General features: G+C 33.5%; 14 protein-coding genes and 2 pseudogenes. All 16 read right to left on the reverse strand.

Annotation, left to right across the window (positions count from 1 at the left end):
- Positions 1 to 116: pseudogene (locus NBX25_RS24920) on the reverse strand (RHS repeat-associated core domain-containing protein); the annotation flags it as partial.
- Between the two features lie 69 nt (positions 117 to 185).
- A pseudogene (locus NBX25_RS16865) lies at positions 186 to 704 on the reverse strand (glycosyltransferase family 2 protein); the annotation flags it as partial.
- Entirely contained in the window at positions 682 to 1,638 is a 957-nt protein-coding gene (locus NBX25_RS16870; protein WP_250254473.1) for a glycosyltransferase family 4 protein, read from the reverse strand. The pseudogene NBX25_RS16865 and the gene NBX25_RS16870, both read right to left, overlap by 23 nt.
- A 249-nt stretch (positions 1,639 to 1,887) precedes the next feature.
- Positions 1,888 to 3,357: a lipid II flippase MurJ gene (locus NBX25_RS16875; RefSeq protein ID WP_250254475.1), complete on the reverse strand. Its 1,470-nt coding sequence runs from the start codon at positions 3,355 to 3,357 to the stop codon at positions 1,888 to 1,890.
- A gap of 59 nt (positions 3,358 to 3,416) precedes the next feature.
- A complete protein-coding gene (locus tag NBX25_RS16880; RefSeq protein WP_250254476.1) occupies positions 3,417 to 4,406 on the reverse strand; it encodes a mannose-1-phosphate guanylyltransferase in 990 nt (329 codons plus the stop codon).
- Positions 4,406 to 6,766: a GumC family protein gene (locus NBX25_RS16885; protein ID WP_250254478.1), complete on the reverse strand. Its 2,361-nt coding sequence runs from the start codon at positions 6,764 to 6,766 to the stop codon at positions 4,406 to 4,408. Before NBX25_RS16885 ends, NBX25_RS16880 begins: the two co-directional genes overlap by 1 nt.
- 73 nt (positions 6,767 to 6,839) lie before the next feature.
- Complete coding sequence (locus tag NBX25_RS16890; protein ID WP_250254480.1) at positions 6,840 to 8,132, reverse strand: nucleotide sugar dehydrogenase; 1,293 nt, start codon at positions 8,130 to 8,132, stop codon at positions 6,840 to 6,842.
- Between the two features lie 65 nt (positions 8,133 to 8,197).
- Entirely contained in the window at positions 8,198 to 9,019 is an 822-nt protein-coding gene (locus NBX25_RS16895; protein ID WP_123910373.1) for a polysaccharide biosynthesis/export family protein, read from the reverse strand.
- 37 nt (positions 9,020 to 9,056) lie between these two features.
- Positions 9,057 to 10,985, reverse strand: a complete 1,929-nt coding sequence (locus NBX25_RS16900; RefSeq protein ID WP_123910371.1) for a polysaccharide biosynthesis protein — start codon at positions 10,983 to 10,985, stop codon at positions 9,057 to 9,059.
- 286 nt (positions 10,986 to 11,271) lie between these two features.
- On the reverse strand, positions 11,272 to 11,736 hold the full coding sequence (locus NBX25_RS16905; RefSeq protein WP_502799779.1) for a regulatory protein RecX: 465 nt from the start codon (positions 11,734 to 11,736) through the stop codon (positions 11,272 to 11,274).
- A gap of 51 nt (positions 11,737 to 11,787) precedes the next feature.
- Positions 11,788 to 13,053, reverse strand: coding sequence for a serine hydroxymethyltransferase (gene glyA / locus NBX25_RS16910; protein ID WP_123910369.1), 1,266 nt, complete (start codon positions 13,051 to 13,053; stop codon positions 11,788 to 11,790).
- 186 nt (positions 13,054 to 13,239) lie between these two features.
- Positions 13,240 to 14,154, reverse strand: a complete 915-nt coding sequence (locus NBX25_RS16915; protein ID WP_250254484.1) for an NAD(P)/FAD-dependent oxidoreductase — start codon at positions 14,152 to 14,154, stop codon at positions 13,240 to 13,242.
- Positions 14,155 to 14,265: 111 nt separating this feature from the next.
- Positions 14,266 to 15,789 carry a glycosyltransferase family 39 protein gene (locus tag NBX25_RS16920; protein WP_250254485.1) on the reverse strand — a complete coding sequence of 508 codons (1,524 nt, stop codon included), beginning with the start codon at positions 15,787 to 15,789 and terminating at the stop codon, positions 14,266 to 14,268.
- Between the two features lie 208 nt (positions 15,790 to 15,997).
- The gene (locus NBX25_RS16925) at positions 15,998 to 17,209 is read right to left on the reverse strand and encodes an efflux RND transporter periplasmic adaptor subunit (protein WP_185145565.1); all 1,212 of its coding nucleotides are present in this window, start codon (positions 17,207 to 17,209) and stop codon (positions 15,998 to 16,000) included.
- A gap of 110 nt (positions 17,210 to 17,319) precedes the next feature.
- Positions 17,320 to 18,591 carry an ABC transporter permease gene (locus NBX25_RS16930; RefSeq protein ID WP_123910362.1) on the reverse strand — a complete coding sequence of 424 codons (1,272 nt, stop codon included), beginning with the start codon at positions 18,589 to 18,591 and terminating at the stop codon, positions 17,320 to 17,322.
- 93 nt (positions 18,592 to 18,684) lie between these two features.
- Entirely contained in the window at positions 18,685 to 19,917 is a 1,233-nt protein-coding gene (locus tag NBX25_RS16935) for an ABC transporter permease (RefSeq protein ID WP_250254487.1), read from the reverse strand.
- Positions 19,918 to 19,985 lie beyond the last annotated feature (68 nt).

The following is a 19,985-nucleotide window of genomic DNA, read 5'->3' on the forward strand; positions in this document are numbered from 1 at the left end:
TTCTCCGCCAAAGGATCCACAACACCCCATCTTCCTAAATCCGGCATATACATCCTAGCCCCATAATCATACATACCAGTCTCCTGCAGCTCCTTTCCATTGTACTTATAACTATATAACCCTCCAATATCTTCATAAATCTGTCTTGAGATCAATAAATCAGCTCCTGTCACAAAATCAATTTCCTGAAATTCATTTTTTGTTGAAATTTCAAATTCTTTTAAATTTTTTCCAAAATAGGTATTGATATAATTTTTTGCTTTCGGAAAAAAACCACCACTATTTATAAAACGTCCATCCTCATCAGTTAAAATACATCCCAACGCTCCGATATTCAATATATTTTGATTCGCAACATAGAAATCCAACATTTTTTTGATAGAGTTATCCAGCAAAATTGTATCAGAGTTTAGTAAAAAAAGAAATTCTCCTTTTGCAGATTTAGCTCCCAGGTTATTGGCAAAGCCAAACCCCAGATTATTCCCGGATTGAATAAACCTGATATTTTCTGTTTTCGGAAGAATTACTGAAGATTCATCACTAGAAGCATTATCTACTACTATGATCTCATAGGTAAACCCTGTTGAAAATTTCTGAATACTCTCTATACACTCAAGTGTAAGCTTACAAGTATTATAATTTACAATAATAATAGAACAATCTAAATTCTGCATTTTTAAATTATTTTGATTCCAATAATTCATATAATTTTTTTACCAAACCACTCCAATCGTAGTTTTCATCTGCATATGCAATAATGCTTTCCTTAGAAGGTAAGTGCGTCTTCTCATCTATAATACTCTGAAGAATGGAGGCTAATTTTTGAGAATCACCTACAGGAAATAATTCACCAAATTTACCAAATCCTGAAATTTCCTGTGCTGGTAATAAATCGCTGGATACTAAAAAATTCCCATGTGCGAGTGCTTCTACCAATACCAAGCCAAAGCTTTCATATTTTGATGTTAAAACAAAGACTTTTGATTTAGCATAATATATGTCTAAAAGCTCTCGACTAGAAATATTGCCAGTAAATTCTATTTTTCCCTTTAAACCCGGAGCATTTAAAAAAAAATTATCAATCGTCTCTGAGAAACTACTATCATAGGGTCCTACAATATCTACTTTCCAGTTTTTCAGATCAATATTCGACAATGCAGACAATAAATAGTTAATACCCTTTTCTTCTGCACCCACTCTGCCAACCCATAGAAGTCTATTCTCCTTTGTTATAGTATTTTCCGGGCTTTTTATAAATCCATTTGGAAGAAAACTTACATTTATGTATGAAAACTCATTCATAAAGTCAGCAACTTTTTTGGTCTCAACTGTAAATTTTCCTGTTTTATTATAAAAGAAATTTCTAAGTTTATAATTAACAGATTCTGGATAGAACTTCTCTTCTAACAGAGTGTCATTGGCATCCATTTTAAAGTAAAATTTCAGTCTATTAAAGGACAATACTTTAAATAAAAAACCGATGAGAATTTTTCTGAAAGAAGGATGAAACATCATTACATAATTCATCTTCCAGAAATTGAAAAGCAAAAAAAGAAAAATATTTAGATCTTCATTCTTAAAAACTTTTTTTATCGGCTTATAATGTAACCCTTTAACTTCATTTTTTAAATAAGGCAAGTTTTCAGGCTTTTCATAGAATGAGATGTAAGACTCATAGTACCCCTCCTTTTGCAACATGTAAGGAATCATCCCCACATCTTTTACCAGGTGTACATTTTGTCCGATAGGAAATATACAATGAAATTTCTTTTTCCCCATACTATATTTTTTGAATTATCGAAGTAACATTTCTCGTTCCTTCATTGTTCCAGTTACTTAAAATCCTTACAAATATAAAGCAGCTGAATTCTTTTAATGATTTACTATTTATTTTTTTATTCTGCTTCTGATTGCATTGATGGCTATTTCCCGCTCTTCCATTTTTAACACTACACTTAATCCAAATGCTGAAACGCATAATAAAGCTCCCATGCAGATCATCTTTAGAAGTGAATTATCAATAATAACATATTTTCCTGCACAATACATGATAAGGCAGAGTACAGTTGTGAATATGATATATTTAAAGAGCTCCAGCTTCAGTTCTTTTTTGAATGGATAATTCTGGCTCATCAGGAATGCGAAAAAAACATGGGCAATAGCAATTGATATCGGAAAAGTATAAATTCCTAAGAGCGGTCTGCAAAAGAAATTAAGCGCTACAACCAGAATTTGTGTAAGCATTCCCATTAATGCATAAATTTTCTGTTTTTCAGATGCCAGTAAACTCATTCCAAACAGGATATAAGAGAACAAACCAATTAATGCTGCGGCATATAAAACAGTCATTTCTGAAATGGTTGTCAGCTGTTCATGAGCAATACTTCCTTTATTATAAAGAAAATCAATTACTGCAGGTGCAGCCCCCATTAGAAAAGCAATAATCAATCCTATTAATAAAATACCTAAATGAAATACTTTTTTAAACTCACTATTAAAGTTGTCCTTTTCAGAACGTATATAATATTTAGACAATGTGGGAACAACAACAGTAGTTACAACACTCAGTACGATACTGTACAGTAACATTGGAACACGGTTAGAGAAATCTAAAATAGAAACTGAGCCAGCTCCTAATTCTGCTGCAAATATTTTCTCTAATAAGGTATTAATCTGTCCAAAAAAATAAGGTAGAAAAAATGGAATAGCAAAAAGAAAAAACATTTTGAATCCATCAAACTTAAAGTTCCAGCGATACTTAAAGAGCGGAATTTTTTTCCTGTAAAAATAAAACAGAATAAAAAATATCAGTAATACGGTTGATATATAATAAGATATTGCTAATGCATATATTCCGAATTGATTAACAAATAATATCAGCAATACTATATTCAATATATTTGAAAAAAAACTTGATATTTCTGCTACAAAAAAAATTTCATAGGCATTTAAGATACTTATCCCTATTTGCATTAATTGATTGAATAATAATGCTGGTGCTACGTAAATGAGCATCTTCTGAAGAATTTCCAGTTGAGCTACATTGTAATCAGGCGCAATAATCCGAGCAAAAAATGCATTAAATAATACAATCAGTACTATCCCCAGAACTGAGAAACAAATAAAGTAAAATAAAAGAGATTGCGTTTTTCTGATAGCGTACTCATCATTTTCTTTTTCTTTTAGGAAAACAAATTTTGTTCGGAATGTTTCATTTATTGGACCCCAAATAGCAAGATCAAGAGTTGTAATGGTTGCAAAAGCAAGTAACCAAATATCTTTCTCTATACTTACTCCAAAGTAACGCGCTGTAAGAGACAGCAGCACTAAATTAACAGGTATCTTGAGTAATTTCAAAAAAAACAAGATACTAATTTGCTTTCTCATTCTATATATGCATTAATGAAACAGCAAAACTATTGCAGATTGGCAGGAACATTCTCACAAATCTTCTTCACATCTTGGGACTTCTCTCTTTTCAAAACTAAGATAGCATCTTCGGTAACCACCAAAATACTTTTTTTAATTCCTAAAAACTCTGTATGTATATTGCTTCCAATAACCATATTTCCATTTTCATCCGTCGGATGTCCATTGTTCTTTAAATAATTATACAGAGACTCAAAGGATCCCATATCAGACCATTTAAAATTTGATTTTACGACTTTAAGCCGGTCAGTCTTTTCCATTACTGCATAATCTACAGATATAGATGGAATATCCATGCTTTCTCTAAGAGGTAGTTTATCCCCTATTCTTGCATTAAAAGCAATTTCGGACTTTGTATACACTTCAGGTTGGTATTTTTTAAGCTCTTCTAAAAAAATGCCAGCCTTAAAACAAAACATCCCTGAATTCCATAAAAAATTACCCTTTAGTATAAATTCCTGGGCAGTTTCCAGATTAGGTTTTTCTCGAAATCCTAATACGTTATTACCGTCCACCTGAATATAGCCAAAACCTGTTTCCGGTTTAGTAGGAACTAATCCAAATGTAACAATCGAGTCCTGTTTCGCCAGCTGAATTGCTTCATTAACAGATCTTGCATATTCTTCCTCATCTTCTATTAAATGATCAGAGGGCGTAATGAGTAAAATATCATCTTTATCTGCTGAAAATGCAGCAAAAGCTATGGCTGCCGCAGTGTTTCTGGGTGAAGCTTCTACTATTTGCTGATATTCTTGTATATTAATCTCTTGTAAAGCTTCCGAAGACAATTCAAAATTATCTGTATTCCCTATCACAGTCAAACGGTCACATAGACTTATATTTCTAGTTGCTGTCAATTGAAAAAGAGATTTTTTTCCAAAAATATTCAGATATTGCTTGGGCCTGTGTTTTCTGGATAAGGGCCAAAGCCTGCTACCCACTCCCCCAGAAAGTATAATATTAATAATTTTAGTCATTATAGTCTCTCTTTAATCTTTTCCAACCAGGTTTTTTCCTTCGCTGAATAACCATAGCCATATTTATTACCATATCCATAATGGTTTTTATCCACATCATTAAGCACAAAACCTACATTCTTAATTTTATGGTTATCAATATTACTATTAGCAAACTCAATAAGAGATTTTTCTGTATATCTTGATCTTGTAACGTATAATGTGGCATCAGCTAAGTCTGCAAATAAGAACGTATCCGTTACTAATAATAGAGGTGCAGTATCTATAATGATATAATCATACTTAGTTCTCAAATGATTTAACAACAATTCATATCTTCCATTACTTAGTAATTCTGTTGGGTTTGGTGGAATCATTCCTGAATAAATTACATCGCAATGTGGATTAAATGAAGTGACATGTATTATATCTTCTACTTTGGTTTGATCTGAATACAGAAACTCTGTCAAACCAGTTAAGCCCCTTCTCGATGTATTGTAACGTTGAAGCTGAGGGTTTCTTATATCTGAACCTATAATAATCACTTTCTTATTAGGCGTTGCTAAAGTCAAAGCTAAATTAACAGAAACAAAAGTCTTTCCTTCTCCTTTAACCGAAGAAGTAACAAAAACAATTTTTCCATGATCCTTTTTAGGTAATAAAAAGTTCATATTAGTAATTAAAATACGGAAGGCTTCTGCCATCGGTGAAAGGTCATTAACCTGTACAATATCCGGATCTCCCTTTAAAACGCTTGGTAATTCTCCTAATACAGAAGCATGAGAAAGTTTCTCTAAATCATGCTTACTTTTAATCTTATTATTAAGCATTTCTTTAAGATAGATAATAATAACAGGTAAAAGAAGTCCGAACAATAATGCTCCGGCAAGGAAAAGCATTTTTTTAGGAGCTACAGGACCAGGTGATGCATAAGCATAGTCTATAATTCTGGCTTTATTTGCTGTAACTGCCAATGAAATTGCCGTTTCTTCTCTTTTCTGTAATAGAAGCAGGTATAAACTCTCTTTTATCTGTTGCTGTCTCTCAATACTTCTAAACATTTTTTCCTGTGCAGGAATTTTGGTGATTTTTGAGCTTATTATATTTTGTTCGCCCTGATATTGATTTTTAGCTAATTGCAATCCTGTTCTATTCTTCAATAGACTTTCCATAACAGAGCCTCTTAGAGAAGATATTTGCTTATTAAGATCTATGACCACAGGGTTCTGAGGAGTTGCATTTTCAAGTAATCTGTTTCGCTCTAAAACAAGCTGATTGTATGCTGTTATACTAGCAGCAGCGGCGGTATTATTTAATCCGACATTGGAAGGTAATATCTGAGTATTATTTTGCCTTCCCATAAAATCGATTAAAGCATTGGTAAGCTCAAGTTGAGATTCTAAATCAATTTGTTTTGATCTAGCTTCAGCTGATGTTTCAAGACTTATTTTAGCTTCTGTTGATAAATCGGTAATTTGGTTGCTCGATTTGAAACGTTCTTTTTCATTTTCAACCTGCCCTAATTCTTTTGATATAAGATTTATTCTATCATCAATAAAATCTTTAGTCTTTTTTGATTCTGAATTCTTATCACTAATAGCATCATTATTATATGCTTTTACTAAAGTATTTACAATATCCTTAGCTTTATTTACATTCGCATAATTCAATGATAAATTAATAACTGTTGATTCTTTATTAATTAAGCTTACATTTAATATTTTCTGTAAATAATTCACAGTACCTTCTATAGTAGAATAGATAAAATGTATATTACTCAGATCTTCAGCTTTAGACTTATTGTACATCGGGTTTTTGATGATCAATAAATTAGCATAAGGTAAGCTGACTGTTTTATTGAACTGTGTTTTAATTTCCGGAAAGCTATCACTTGTTAAAACAATATTTTGACCAGAAATTTTAATGTTTACCGGTGTTATTCTTTGGGTGTACTCCTTTTCGTTAATAACTTGAATGGTTATAGGAGATGTCTCTTTGTAGAGTTCCTCATCATTTAATTTGGATTTTGTATATATTGAAGTCTGCAGATTATTCTGCTTTACCACTTCATACATAAGTTTTTTAGACTTGAAAATTTCTATTTCATTCTCAATACTATTTGTTCCCATTCCTCCAAAACCAGATAAGTCTTGTAAAACACCAAACTCACCTCCTCCCACAGTAGGACTTTTTTTAGCGTCTTTAATAAGAACGGATGACTGAATATTATATATAGGTGTAACAAACTTTAAGTAAAAGTAAGTTGCAACTAAACATATAATAGGAACAATAATAAACCACACCCAGTTTCTCAAATAGGGTTTAATTATCTCCTGAATATTAATTTCTTTTTCTGATCCTTCAATAACTGGATTATCCATTATTTAGTTTTAAATTTTACAATTTGCTATGTTGTCTTATTTTAACAACACATATTAATTAGTTTTTTAATAATTAGAGCCTTGCATCTACTAAACTTCGATCAATACAAGCTTTAGTATCAAAAATAATACTATCCTCTTTTTTTATTTTTTCAAAATCTAATGTGAGAAATTCTTTGTGAGATACAGCAATGATAATTGAATCATATTTTTTATTTTCCTTAAACTGATCTAGAATAGTTACCCCATATTCATGTTTTACTTCTTCTTTATCTGCCCACGGATCAAAAATATCTACCTCTACCCCATAATCTTTTAATTCATTATAAATGTCAATCACTTTTGTATTTCTTACATCAGGACAATTTTCTTTAAAAGTTACTCCTAAAATTAAAGCTTGAGAATTTTTGATAACATTTCCTTTAGCTATAAGCAATTTTACCACTTTTGATGCTATAAATTTTGCAATTGAATCATTTACCCTACGCCCTGATAATATAACGTCCGGATGATAGCCCAATTGCTCAGCTTTATGTGCCAGATAATATGGATCTACAGAAATACAGTGTCCTCCAACAAGGCCAGGTTTATATTTCAGAAAATTATATTTTGTTCCAGCTGCTTCAAGAACGTCATTGGTATCAATCCCCATTCTATCAAAGATAAGGGCCAACTCATTAACAAAAGAAATGTTTACATCTCGTTGAGCATTTTCAATCGCTTTTGAAGCCTCTGCTACTCTAATACTAGGTGCTTTGTGAGTACCTGCTGTAATTATTTTTTTATATAAATCGTCAACTTCCTGTGCTATTTCAGCTGTAGATCCGGAAGTGACTTTCATTACACTGGTTAAGGTATTTATTTTATCTCCCGGATTGATTCTTTCAGGGGAATATCCTACAAAGAAGTCTTCATTGAATTTTAATCCTGAATATTTTTCCAGAATTGGAACACATTCTTCTTCAGTACAGCCAGGGAAAACAGTAGATTCATATATGACAATATCTCCTTTCTTGATAATTTCTCCCAGCATCTTTGAAGCTGTAAGCAATGGGTTCAGGTCCGGAGCATTATATTTATCAATAGGTGTAGGTACTGTTACAACAAAAACATTACAGTCGGCAATTTCCCGAATATTACTTGTTCCTCTATAACCAATAGTTCCTTTTGACTCATTATAACGGTTTAAACAATCTTTAAGTTTATCAATATCCGCTTCTAATGTCGTATCATGACCATTATTAAGCTCATTAATTCTTTCTGTATTAATATCAAAACCCAAAACCGGATAATGATGAGCAAATTCCAAAGACAAAGGTAATCCTACATACCCTTGTCCTATAATGGCTATATTATATGATTTCATTTTTTGTGATTCTTTCAAATAATTAAATTAACAATATTATTTTTGATAGTTTAATTACGTAACTTTTATTTTTTAAACAAACCAATAACAACAGCAAGAGCTGTCACACCAATAGAAATAGCAGTAAGGTAAAGTCCTGTATTAGGATTCTGTCTTGATACTATTTCTTTTGCTTTAGTTGACTGAACAATAATGGCGTCACCTTGTTTTAAATTAAAAAACGGAGAATTAATCAAGTTAGCGTCCTGTAGATTAATTCTACCATGAGTAACTTTTCCATCTTCAGTTCTTACCACCAATACGTCTGTTCTTTTTCCATATCCGGTTAAATCACCAGCAAGTCCTAAAGCATTCCAAATAGTTGCCTGTCCGTTAGTAATGGTATAATCTCCTTGCCTGTTAACCTCCCCAAGTACTGTAATTTTAAAGTTAGTAAGTCTTACACTTACAGTTGGATTAATAACATATTGGCTTACTTTTTCTTTTAATTCATTTTTAACATCAATCAGTGTCTTACCTGTTGTATTAATTGTACCAATAACCGGAAAATCGATATTACCATTATTATCTACAATATAAGTAGGTCCTGTTATCGTTGTTGTTCCCTGGCTAGGCATATTGCCTCCTGCATTGGTATTACTAGGCTGAACCATTTCAGAAGAAGAATAGCTCTGATTAAATGGCTTTACTACATCCATATCTTTAGCGGTAATCAGGATAACCAGCTGATCTCCTGTCTGTATTGTATTACCAGAATTTTTTGCAGATGATTCAATAGCCACTTGTTCTATATTCTGCATATAGTTTAAATCATTCTGAGCATTATCTTTAACCTTACATGATACTAATAAGAGTATAGAAAACAGTCCTAATATTTTACTTTTCATATTTTAAAATTGTACAAATATACATTTATATTTTTTCCTATTTATCCAAAACCTCGTAGATAGAATTATTACTTATAAATTCTGGCACGATAAGCTTAAGAATCTTAACAACTTCTACTTTTTCCTGCATTACAGAGGCTTCCGTTATCTGATTTACCAAACGTTCTATTTCCGAAAACGACATGGTAGGATCTTTAGAAACCATAATTTTTTCATTATGAGTAGGAAGCGTTTTTGCATTATCACTTAGGAGTTCTTCGTATAGTTTTTCCCCTGGTCTTAATCCAGTATAAATAATTTTGATATCAATATTAGGCTCAAAACCTGATAGTTTTATCATTCTTCTTGCTAAATCAAGAATCTTCACGGGTTCACCCATATCAAAAACAAAGATTTCCCCTCCCTGTCCCATGGTTCCAGCCTGAAGAACAAGTTCACATGCTTCAGGAATGGTCATAAAGTATCTTACAATATCAGGGTGAGTGATGGTAACAGGCCCACCTGCCTCAATCTGTTTTTTGAAATGAGGAATAACAGATCCATTTGACCCCAAAACATTTCCGAATCTTGTGGTAATAAATTTTGTTGTATTACCTTCAGCGTGTTGTAAAGACTGAACAAATAATTCGGCTGCCCTTTTGGAGGCTCCCATTACATTGGTAGGATTTACCGCCTTATCTGTTGAAATCATTACAAATCTGTTGACCTTGTAACGACTGGATAAAACAGCTATATTTTTTGATCCTAAAACATTTACACGGATTGCCTCGTTTGGATTATCTTCTACAAGAGGAACATGCTTATAAGCTGCAGCATGGTATACCATTGAAAAGTTATACGTCTGGAATAACGGCTCAATTCTGTGAATATTGGAAACATCAGCTAATACAAATTTAAATCTGATATGAGGAAATTTCTCCTTCATTTCAAGTTCAATATCATATAATGGGGTTTCAGCCTGATCAAGTACAACAATCAAAGAAGGGGTAAACTGAGCTACCTGTCGGATAATTTCGCTCCCTATTGAACCAGCTCCCCCGGTAACTAATACATTTTTACCGTAATGTCTGCTTTTAACTTCCTCGTTCTCAATCTTGATAGGTTTTCTATTAAGAAGGTCCTCAATTTGAAGATTTCTTATTGATCCGCCTAAATCACTATCTCTCAATTTTTGAACAGAAGGAGCTTTAAATACATTCAGATCTTTCTCTAAAAATAAATTGACCCAGGAATTCATTTCATCCTTTGCCATCATTTCTTTTACAATAATAACCCCGTCAATAACAAGATCATCTTTTGTGCTAGTCTCAATCTTTTCTTTTGCATAGATTGGCTTTCCAAGCAATGATGCTCTTTTTGAATCGGTTCTCTGTGTTAAAAAACCAACTACCTGATAAGGAAGATTGGGGTTATCTAAAATGGCTCTTGCAATAGCAATAGATTGTTCATCAATTCCCAGTACTAAAATCCGTTTTTTCAATGCACTTCTTCTGTATTCTCTTACAATGTGAAAAAATTCTTTAACATAAAGTCTAAAGAGAAATAATCCCATAAAAGAGATCACAAAATACAGTACCAGATAAGGAGTTAAAATAAACTTTCCACCTGTAGTCCAAAAGTATACTACATTAATTGTAGCAACAACAAACATCGTACTGAAACACGATACAAGTAATTTGAACAGATCTATAAAAGTTGAATGCCTGATGATCCCGGCATACGTTTTAAAAATATACATAAAGAAAGTGTTCACCAAGATTATAAAAGCAAAAACAATACTTTTATCCTGATGGTAAATAAATTCTTTTTGTGTAATTTTTTCTATAATATAAGTAGAAAGAAATAGAGATATAACCAGAATAATAATATCTATTACCAATATTATCCATCTAGGAAGATATCTTACGTCTGAGAGATTGACAACATTATCTCCTCCAAATATTTTTTTTCTAAGAGAATTGTACATTGTCTATATTTGTGTCCATATTTTTAATTAGTGTAAGATCCAATTATCCACCAATGATAATTTCGATACAATCATGCAAAAATAAAATAAAATTCTATTTAGATACTGAAATCAAAAATAAATTTGATGTTTAACTATTTTATGAAACCTTTAGGAGTCAATCAATAGAGCAAATGGTTGACAAAAATCATACCATAAAAATTCAGCTAAGGGTGATATTTACCCATAATACTCTTTCTTAATTTTTTAAAGCTCAAAAAAGATAACTTTAAATTTTATTCAATATTTAGTCAAAAATATCATTTATTTTCTCATATTCAAAGCCTCTGCTCATTAAATATTTTATAGTCTTCACTTTTTTCTGATATTCCTGCAATCCTTTCTGTTTTGAAGAATAGTCTTCATAGATTCTTGTGATCGTTTTGATGTAATCATCTTCATATATTTCATCAAAACACATACTGATCAGTTTTTCAGAGATTTGCTTCTGCTTAAGGTTCATTCTGATCTTATTCCTTCCCCAATGTTTAATGTAAAATTTTCCTCTGATATAGCTTCTGGTAAACCTTTCTTCATTGAGGTAATTTTCTTTCATCAGATAGAGAATAATTTCTTCTTTTGCCTCTTCAATCAGGAGAAATTCTCTCATTTTCTGCTCCACTTCCGCATGACAGCGATCCTGATACACACAATAACTGATCAGTTTCTGCTTGATTTCATCAAAAGTAAAAGATTTCTTTTCCATGTGAATAAAAAAAGAATGAGCTTTCTGCCCATTCTTTATAGTATATTATATTTTATATTAGTAGTTGAATAATGCTTTACCTTCCATTAATTCATTTACTTTCTTTCTTACAGATGCAAGAACTTCTTCATTTTTGATGTTATCCACTACTTCAGAGATTAATCCTGCAATAGTTTCCATATCATTTTCTTTAAGTCCTCTTGTTGTAATAGCAGCTGTACCTAATCTGATACCAGATGTTGTAAATGGAGACTTGTCATCGAAAGGAACCATATTTTTATTACATGTAATATCTGCAAGCACTAATGCTTTTTCTGTTTCTTTACCGTTTACTCCTTTATTTCTAAGGTCTACCAGCATTAAGTGGTTATCTGTACCTCCACTCACGATATCAAAGCCTTTATCGATCATTGCTTTTGATAACGCCTGAGCATTCGCCTTCACCTGTTTTGCATAAGTTTCAAACTGACCATCCAAAGCTTCCCCGAAAGCAACTGCTTTACCAGCAATTACATGCTCTAGCGGACCTCCTTGAATTCCTGGGAATACAGCTCCATCTAATACCTGGCTCATCATTTTTGTTTCTCCTTTTGGAGTTTTGTGGCCATAGGTATTTTCAAAATCTTTCCCCATCATAATCATTCCTCCTCTTGGACCTCTTAGGGTCTTATGAGTAGTAGTGGTCACTACGTGGCAGTGTTCAAATGGAGAGTTTAATAATCCCTTAGCTACTAAACCTGCAGGATGAGCAATATCTGCCCAAAGTGTTGCTCCGATTTCGTCAGCAATTTCTCTAAATTTAGCATAGTCCAGATCTCTTGAATAAGCAGAGAATCCGGCGATAAGCATTTTTGGTCTTTCTCTTAAAGCAACTTCTCTCATTTGGTTATAGTCGATAAGACCAGTCTCTCTTTCTACTCCATAAGAAACTACTTGATATTGAATTCCTGAGAAGTTAACTGCAGAACCATGAGTAAGGTGTCCTCCCATAGAAAGGTCCATTCCCATGATCTTATCTCCCGCTTTCAAAACAGCAAGATAAATGGCTGCATTCGCCTGAGATCCGGAATGTGGCTGCACGTTTACATAGTCTACTCCGAAAAGTTCCTTTGCTCTGTTGATCGCTAATGTTTCAACCTCATCTACTACTTCACATCCTCCGTAATATCTTTTTCCGGGATACCCTTCAGCATATTTATTTGTCAGTACACTTCCCATTGCTTTCATCACGTTTTCAGAAACAAAGTTTTCTGATGCGATAAGCTCTAATCCATGGGCCTGTCTTTGTCTTTCCTTTTCAATCAGGTCGAAAATAATATCCATTTTACTTTTAGTTTTTGAAATTTTCCACCCCAAATGTACGGAATTTTCGTTGAGATTTTGGCATCAAAAAATATGATTTTAGACCTGATTTTTTATAAAAGCTTCAAAATATTGCCTATTTATAAATTTTCTTCAATCAACGGTCTTCTGTAGTTTTCCATATTACATTTCATACAGATCAGTATATTATTTGTATCCAAATTCTTCTTCTGAGAGCTCTTTATTGACCATTGCTCCGGCAAAATTACCCTGAGCCACAGCATTCGCTACAGATCTCATCATGGTTACATTATCACCACAGGCAAAAACTCCGGGAACTGATGTCTTCTGCATAAAATCTACCTTAATAAAGCCTTGTTCCGTCAGTTCACAACTTAAAGTTTCTGACACATCAATATTCTGTTCAAAAGGAATTTTCGCATACAAAGCTTTTAAAGAAACTGTTTTTCCGTTGGTAAAGATGAGTTTTTGAATATATCCGTTTTCATGTTCAATACTTTTAATTTCATCTTCGTTAAGCTTGATTTTATTCTGCTTCAATTTCCCAATCTGCTCACTGGTAAGTTTAGTTTTTCCGTTCGTAAATAAGGTTAACTCTTTTGTTAAATTAAAGACCAATTTAGAAAACTCGTACGCCATATCTCCGTCAGAGAGAATTCCCGTTACTTCATTCTTGACTTCATAACCGTGACAATAGGGACAGTGTATGACAGAAATTCCCCAACATTCAGTGAACCCCGGAATATCAGGCATCATGTCCTTAATTCCCGAAGCTAAAATGATCTTTCTCGCATAAAATTGATCACCAGAAGATAGCTCTACATAAAAATCATCAGTATTCTTCCCTACTCTCATTACTTTACCATCATAAAACTGAATTGTTTTATATTTTTCCACATCCTTTTTAGCGAGCTCTCTGATTTCTTTTGGCGTTTTTCCGTCGTGGGTAATAAAATTATGTGAATGAGGAGTCTGCCTGTTACATGGTTTCCCATGATCTATAATCAAAACATTCCTTAAAGATCTTCCTAAAGCCATTCCTGCTGATAAACCGGCATAACTTCCTCCTATGATAATAACATCAAAATTTTTGCTTTGCATATTTTCTGTTGAGATATAATTTATTGCAAATACAAAGCTACAACAAAAGTTCATTAATGCAACTTGATTGCGTTATTTTTTTTTTTATATTATCTTACTTTACATCAAAGTTTATTTTTTCCATCGATCTTTTATTTCAATTATTTCATCTTTAAGTCTCTTTCGTATATCAATTTTCGCGTCTTCAAAACTAAAAATCACAGTTCCTTTTTCTCTTGCATATGGATTGGTAACAGAATCCGCCATTACAGAATGATTAAAGAAAGCACCTGTCTTTTCTAATTCATCTTCTGCACTATCTTTGATTCTAATTAGATTTTTATACTTTTTACTTAAATCAAACCAATTGACATAATCTGCATTGAACGATACCGCCTTTATTCCCTGCTTAGAATAGAAATTAATTGCTCCCGCCTGCCCATAATTATCACAAAGTACTAAGGTGTTTCCTGATTTTGACAAACGCGTATATTGTTGATCTACTTTCTGAGCCAGTTCTTTCCATCCCAACATATCTGCAAAATCCTGAGGTAAGGAATGGTCTTTACCATCTTCCCAGCGCAAAAGTCCATACTTTTTATAAGCTTCGGGATTCTCCGCTATAGATTCTGGAGTTTTATTAGGAAATGCTAAATTATATATAGGTACAAACAGAAGAATAGGGTGTAAAATACAAACAGGTTTGAGAAATCTCTTCCATCCACTATTCAAAATATTCTCAAGATAAACCGCTCCAAACCCTATATAAATAGGATAAATACCTATTGCATAATAATCTTTTGCTCTAAAAAACATAAATACTGATATGGTGATAATATACCCCCAGAAGAAGAACCTGATTTTCTCAAAAGACTTAAAAAACAACAAAGCATAAAAACCAAACAGGATAACAAAAGTTACTCCAATAAAGAATAAAAGCTGTGATTTCAAAAAGTCGAACCGGTTGACATTCACTAACTGGATTTCGGATAATTCTTTCATATGATGAATTACCGGAAAGCCGTTATGATACTGCCAAATAAGGTTGGGGAAAATAATGACCAAAGCTAGAAGGGCAGCTCCATAAGTATGAGGATTTGCAAAAATTCTTCTTTGTTTGGTTAGTAAAAGGGCAGGTAAAAATCCTAATGCTAGAAAAACGATATTGTATTTATTCAAGATTCCTATCCCAAAAATGACTCCCCCCCAATATAGCCAACTTACTTTTTCAGTATTGATATATTTTATCAGTATATAAAAAAAGGAAGTCCATAATAAAACATCCAGTGAATTGGGCTGATACAGCATATTCAAGCGAAGTAATGAGGAAAACAATAGCCCTAAAGCAGCAAGAATACAAGCAAAAAGCCCTCCTTTTAATTCTTCGACAGCTTTCCAGACAACCACTATCGTCAACGCTCCGAATAAAGCCGGAAAAAACCTGATCCAAAATACAGAATCACCCAATACTTTTATCAGCCATGATATCCACGAGCTCACAGGAGGAACAGAAATATACCCCCAGGCAATATGATTTCCCTGGTCCAGGTGCAAGTATTCATCTCGCTGCAAATCGTATTCGGGACTTACCAACGTATATTGAAGAATAAACTTTACAATGATAAAAAGAATAAGAATCAGACTGCTTTTCTTCATGATTATAATTTAAAACTAAAAATAAGACATTTTAAACTTCATATTTATTACATATTGCAATACTTTATCATAAAAAAGCAGAACATTTTAAACTGATTTAATTTTTTGATGAATCATTTCAACCTGTACCTTAAGGTTTTTCATTCAAAAAAAAATCCCGAAGTATATACTCCGGGATCTTACAGTTTAAAATGTATAGTGTAGTTTATTATTTTGCTTTCGCTTTTTCTTTCAACTCTTCTTTGTCTTTATCGGATGGGTTCCAAACTTTTACTTCTGAATCTTTTGTAATATTTGATCCCGGAAGAATCTGAACATTAATTCCATCACTAGCTCCAAGTTTCAGGTATACCTTCTTAAATTTCCCGTCTTGCTGCTTTACTTCTACAAAAGGGACATCTTTCCCTTGCTTCTTTTCATACTGAACAAGAGATTCATCAAGCAGTAAAGCATTTTTCTGAGAACTTAACACGATTTCTCCGTTGGCTGAGAATCCAGCTCTGATGTATTCATTATTAGGATTATCTACGTTTCCTTCTACCGGAAACTTGATGGTTCCGGCATTATCTTTTCCTTTGGGAGCAATCATTGTCAGTTTACCAGGAAAAGTTTTATTCTGTAAGGCACCGATAACAATATTCATATCCATCCCTTGTTTCAGTTTTCCAGCCTGAGCTTCATCAATTTCTCCTTTAAAGATCAGGGAATTCAAATCTGCTACTGAACAAATTGTAGTTCCTGCGTTAAAGTTGTTCGCTTCAATTACCTGACTTCCCAGTTTTACAGGAACTTCAAGAACTGTTCCTGAAGCTTTGGAACGAATTTGTGTGGTTGCCAAACCTTGCCCCTGAAGTTCAGGAGTAGCTCCGGTTTTAGCAATCTGCAATCTTTTCTGTGCGGTATTCAACTGCTGCTGGGAATTCTTAAGAGTCTGCTGCTGAGAGAATAATTGTTGCTGGGCATTAAGGAACTCCTGTCTTGAAGCTACTCCTTGCTTATACAGTTTATCTTGCATCTCAAATTGCTTCTGCATATTCCCAACATTCATCTGCGCATTGCTGATCTGAATCTGTGCATTCTGAACTTCCTGCTGAGCAGCATTCACTTCAGAAATACTAGGTACAATTTTCACGGTAGCAATTAGCTGACCTACTTCTACTCTGTCTCCTTCTTTTACTAAAATTTTATCGATAATCCCTGTAATATTGGGCTTAATTTCAATTTCTTCCTTTGGAACAATTTTTCCGGTGGCCATTACCTTATCATCCATATTCTGAATACTCGGTTTGCGGGTAAGGAAAGCCTCGCTTTCTTTGGAGTTCGATTTCACAAGATAACCAATCCCTGAGAACAATGCCACTGCAAATAAAAGCCCCAAGACTATATAAATGGCTTTTTTCCAGGTGAATTTCTTTTTCATATGTATAGTTTATTTTTTAATTAAAGGATTGAAAGATTTAAAAATTAAAAGATTAATACCCCATGGTTCTGATCATTTTCAAATTTTCAAATTATTTCATTTTCAAATTATTATTCTGTTCTTAATGCTTCAATCGGCCTGATCTTTACTGCTCTCTGTGCAGGGATCATCCCGATAATTAATCCCAATATGACCATTACTGCCATGGCAGCAAATACATTCCCGTAGTTTACCGTTGGGTTATAAAAAGGAAATGAGTCCTGTCCCTGAGTAGCTATATTTAAAATCATCAGCACAAAGATTCCAAACATAAATCCTAACAATCCGGAAGAGAGCGTAATGACAACACTTTCAAGCAAGATCTGGTTTCTTACCTCAGCTGGCTTTGCTCCTAATGCCCGTCTGATACCTATTTCTTTTGTTCTTTCTTTTACGGTAATCAAAAGGATGTTTGAAATGGCAATAACTCCGGCAAGGATCGTCAATGTTCCTACAATAATGGTCAAAAGCTGCATCCCAGTAAGAAAACCTGTCAGCTTTTTAAATTCTTTAGCAACGTTAGCACTTCCGAAAGCATTGGTATCCTCGGGAGAAACTTTATTTTTTGATTTTAAAATTTGTTTTATCTGATCTTCCAGGGTATTCAGGTTAGCATTAGGCTTCCCTACAATAGCAAACAGATCAATCTGATCTCCTGCATTATACATTTTAGTATAAGTAGATAATGGGATAAAAGCACTCTGGTCACTTTCAAAACCACCTCCTTTTTTCACTCTGAAAACTCCAATTACATTAAAAAACAACCCTTTGATGTTAATCGACTTTCCAATTGGATTCTCTTGTTTCTTGGAATCAAAAAGGTTCTTATAAATTTCTTCACCAATAACCACTACATTTTTATTTCCAGAAACGTCTGCATCATTGATGTAGCGTCCGTAAATAAGTTTCTTTTCTGAAATTTTATTTCCTACAGAATAATCTCCCGTCAAAGAATAGGTAGCACTTTTTCCGTTTCTTGACATGGATTCACCTGGGGTTCCTGTGAAGCTTCCTCTTGCGTTTTGTGGTGATATGTAATCAATATCGGTCAATTTCTTTTTCAGCATTTCCATATCAGATAAGTTCAAATGAACATCTCTTCCCTTTGGAAATCCTTCATATGGAATAGATGTTTTCTGTGCCCACAGGAAAATGGAATTGGTAGCAAACCCGGAAAACAATTTATCGAAACCATTCTCCATGCCTTTTGCTGCCCCAAGAAGGCTTACATACAAAAACATGCCCCATCCTACTCCAATCATGGTAAGAAATGTACGGAGTTTATTATTCCTCAATGAATAATAGATCTCCTGCCAAGTATCTTTTTTAAATATGATATTCACCTTTCTGAATTATAAATTATTAATAGTTGTAAAAGAGTAAATCAACAGACTGTCATCATTACTGCATTTCCAAATTATTTCATTTTCAAATTACTATTCTGTTCTTAATGCTTCAATCGGTTTAATTCTTGAGGCTCTGTATGCCGGAACAAATCCTGCAATCAATCCGGAGAACACTAATGCAACAAATGCCATAACGATGGATCCCCAGCCTACACTTGGACTTTTAATAAAAAACTCTTCTAGGCTATCACCAATCAGGTTTAATGTTAAGACACCTATTCCTATTCCTACAAATCCAGAGACTACTGTAATCACAACACTTTCCTGAACAATCAGGGCAACAATTCCTGCCGGTTTTGCACCTATGGCTTTTCGTACTCCAATTTCTTTGGTTCTTTCTTTTACGATGTACACCATGATATTACTGATCCCGATAATACCTGCCAATAAAGTTCCCAAGCCAATAAACCCTACGATTGCAGTTAGTACTGCCATAAAAGTGAAAGTATCATTCATATTTTTGGCATTATTCCAGACACGGACTCCATTTTCATCATCAGGAGAAACATTTTTTCTCGCTTTCAGCTTATCTCTCAGTTCATCTCCATATTTAATGGCATCCTGAGGGTTCAGCAGTTTATCATTATAGGCAATATAAACCGTATTCACAGTGTCAGAGCCTTTTTTCATCTGCTGTAAAGTAGTAATGGGTACCGTAATATGTCTTTCATCTCTATCTCCACCATCATCTGAAAATACCCCTACAACTTTAAACATTGTCCCGTTAATATCTAACTCCTTCCCGATGGAACCTCCATTTTTAATAAGGTCTCTCTGAACCATTCTTCCGATAACGGCTACATTCTGTTTTCTTGCTAAGTCGAAGGAGTTAATATACCTTCCATCAACAAGCTTTCTGTTTTCAATAACCTGCTCTCCCGGTTCTGCACCATGCACCTGATAAAGACCACTCTCCTTACCATATTTTACCATTAAATTGGTAGCATACCTTGGGCTGGCTGCATCTACTTTCTCTTTATCTGTATTGACAAGAAAATTGTAGTCATCATTATTCATATTTACAGTCCTGTCGGATTGTAATCCTTTATAGGCTAAAGTTGTTTTTCCTGTATAAATGGTAATCAGGTTTTTGGCATCTCCTGCAAACCCTTCTGAGAAAGCATTCTGAAGCCCTTTTCCTATTCCAAAAAGTACAATAAAAATAAACAGCCCCAAAGCTACCGTAAATCCCGAAAGTACCGTCCGAAGTACATTACTACGGATAGAACTGAATATTTCCTGCCAACGATCTAGGTCAAACATTTTTATTACTATTAAAAGATTGAAAAATCAAAAGAATAAAATCATTCAATTTTCAAATTATCTCATTT

The organism is Chryseobacterium sp. Marseille-Q3244, assembly GCF_940807095.1.
GTDB lineage: Bacteria > Bacteroidota > Bacteroidia > Flavobacteriales > Weeksellaceae > Chryseobacterium.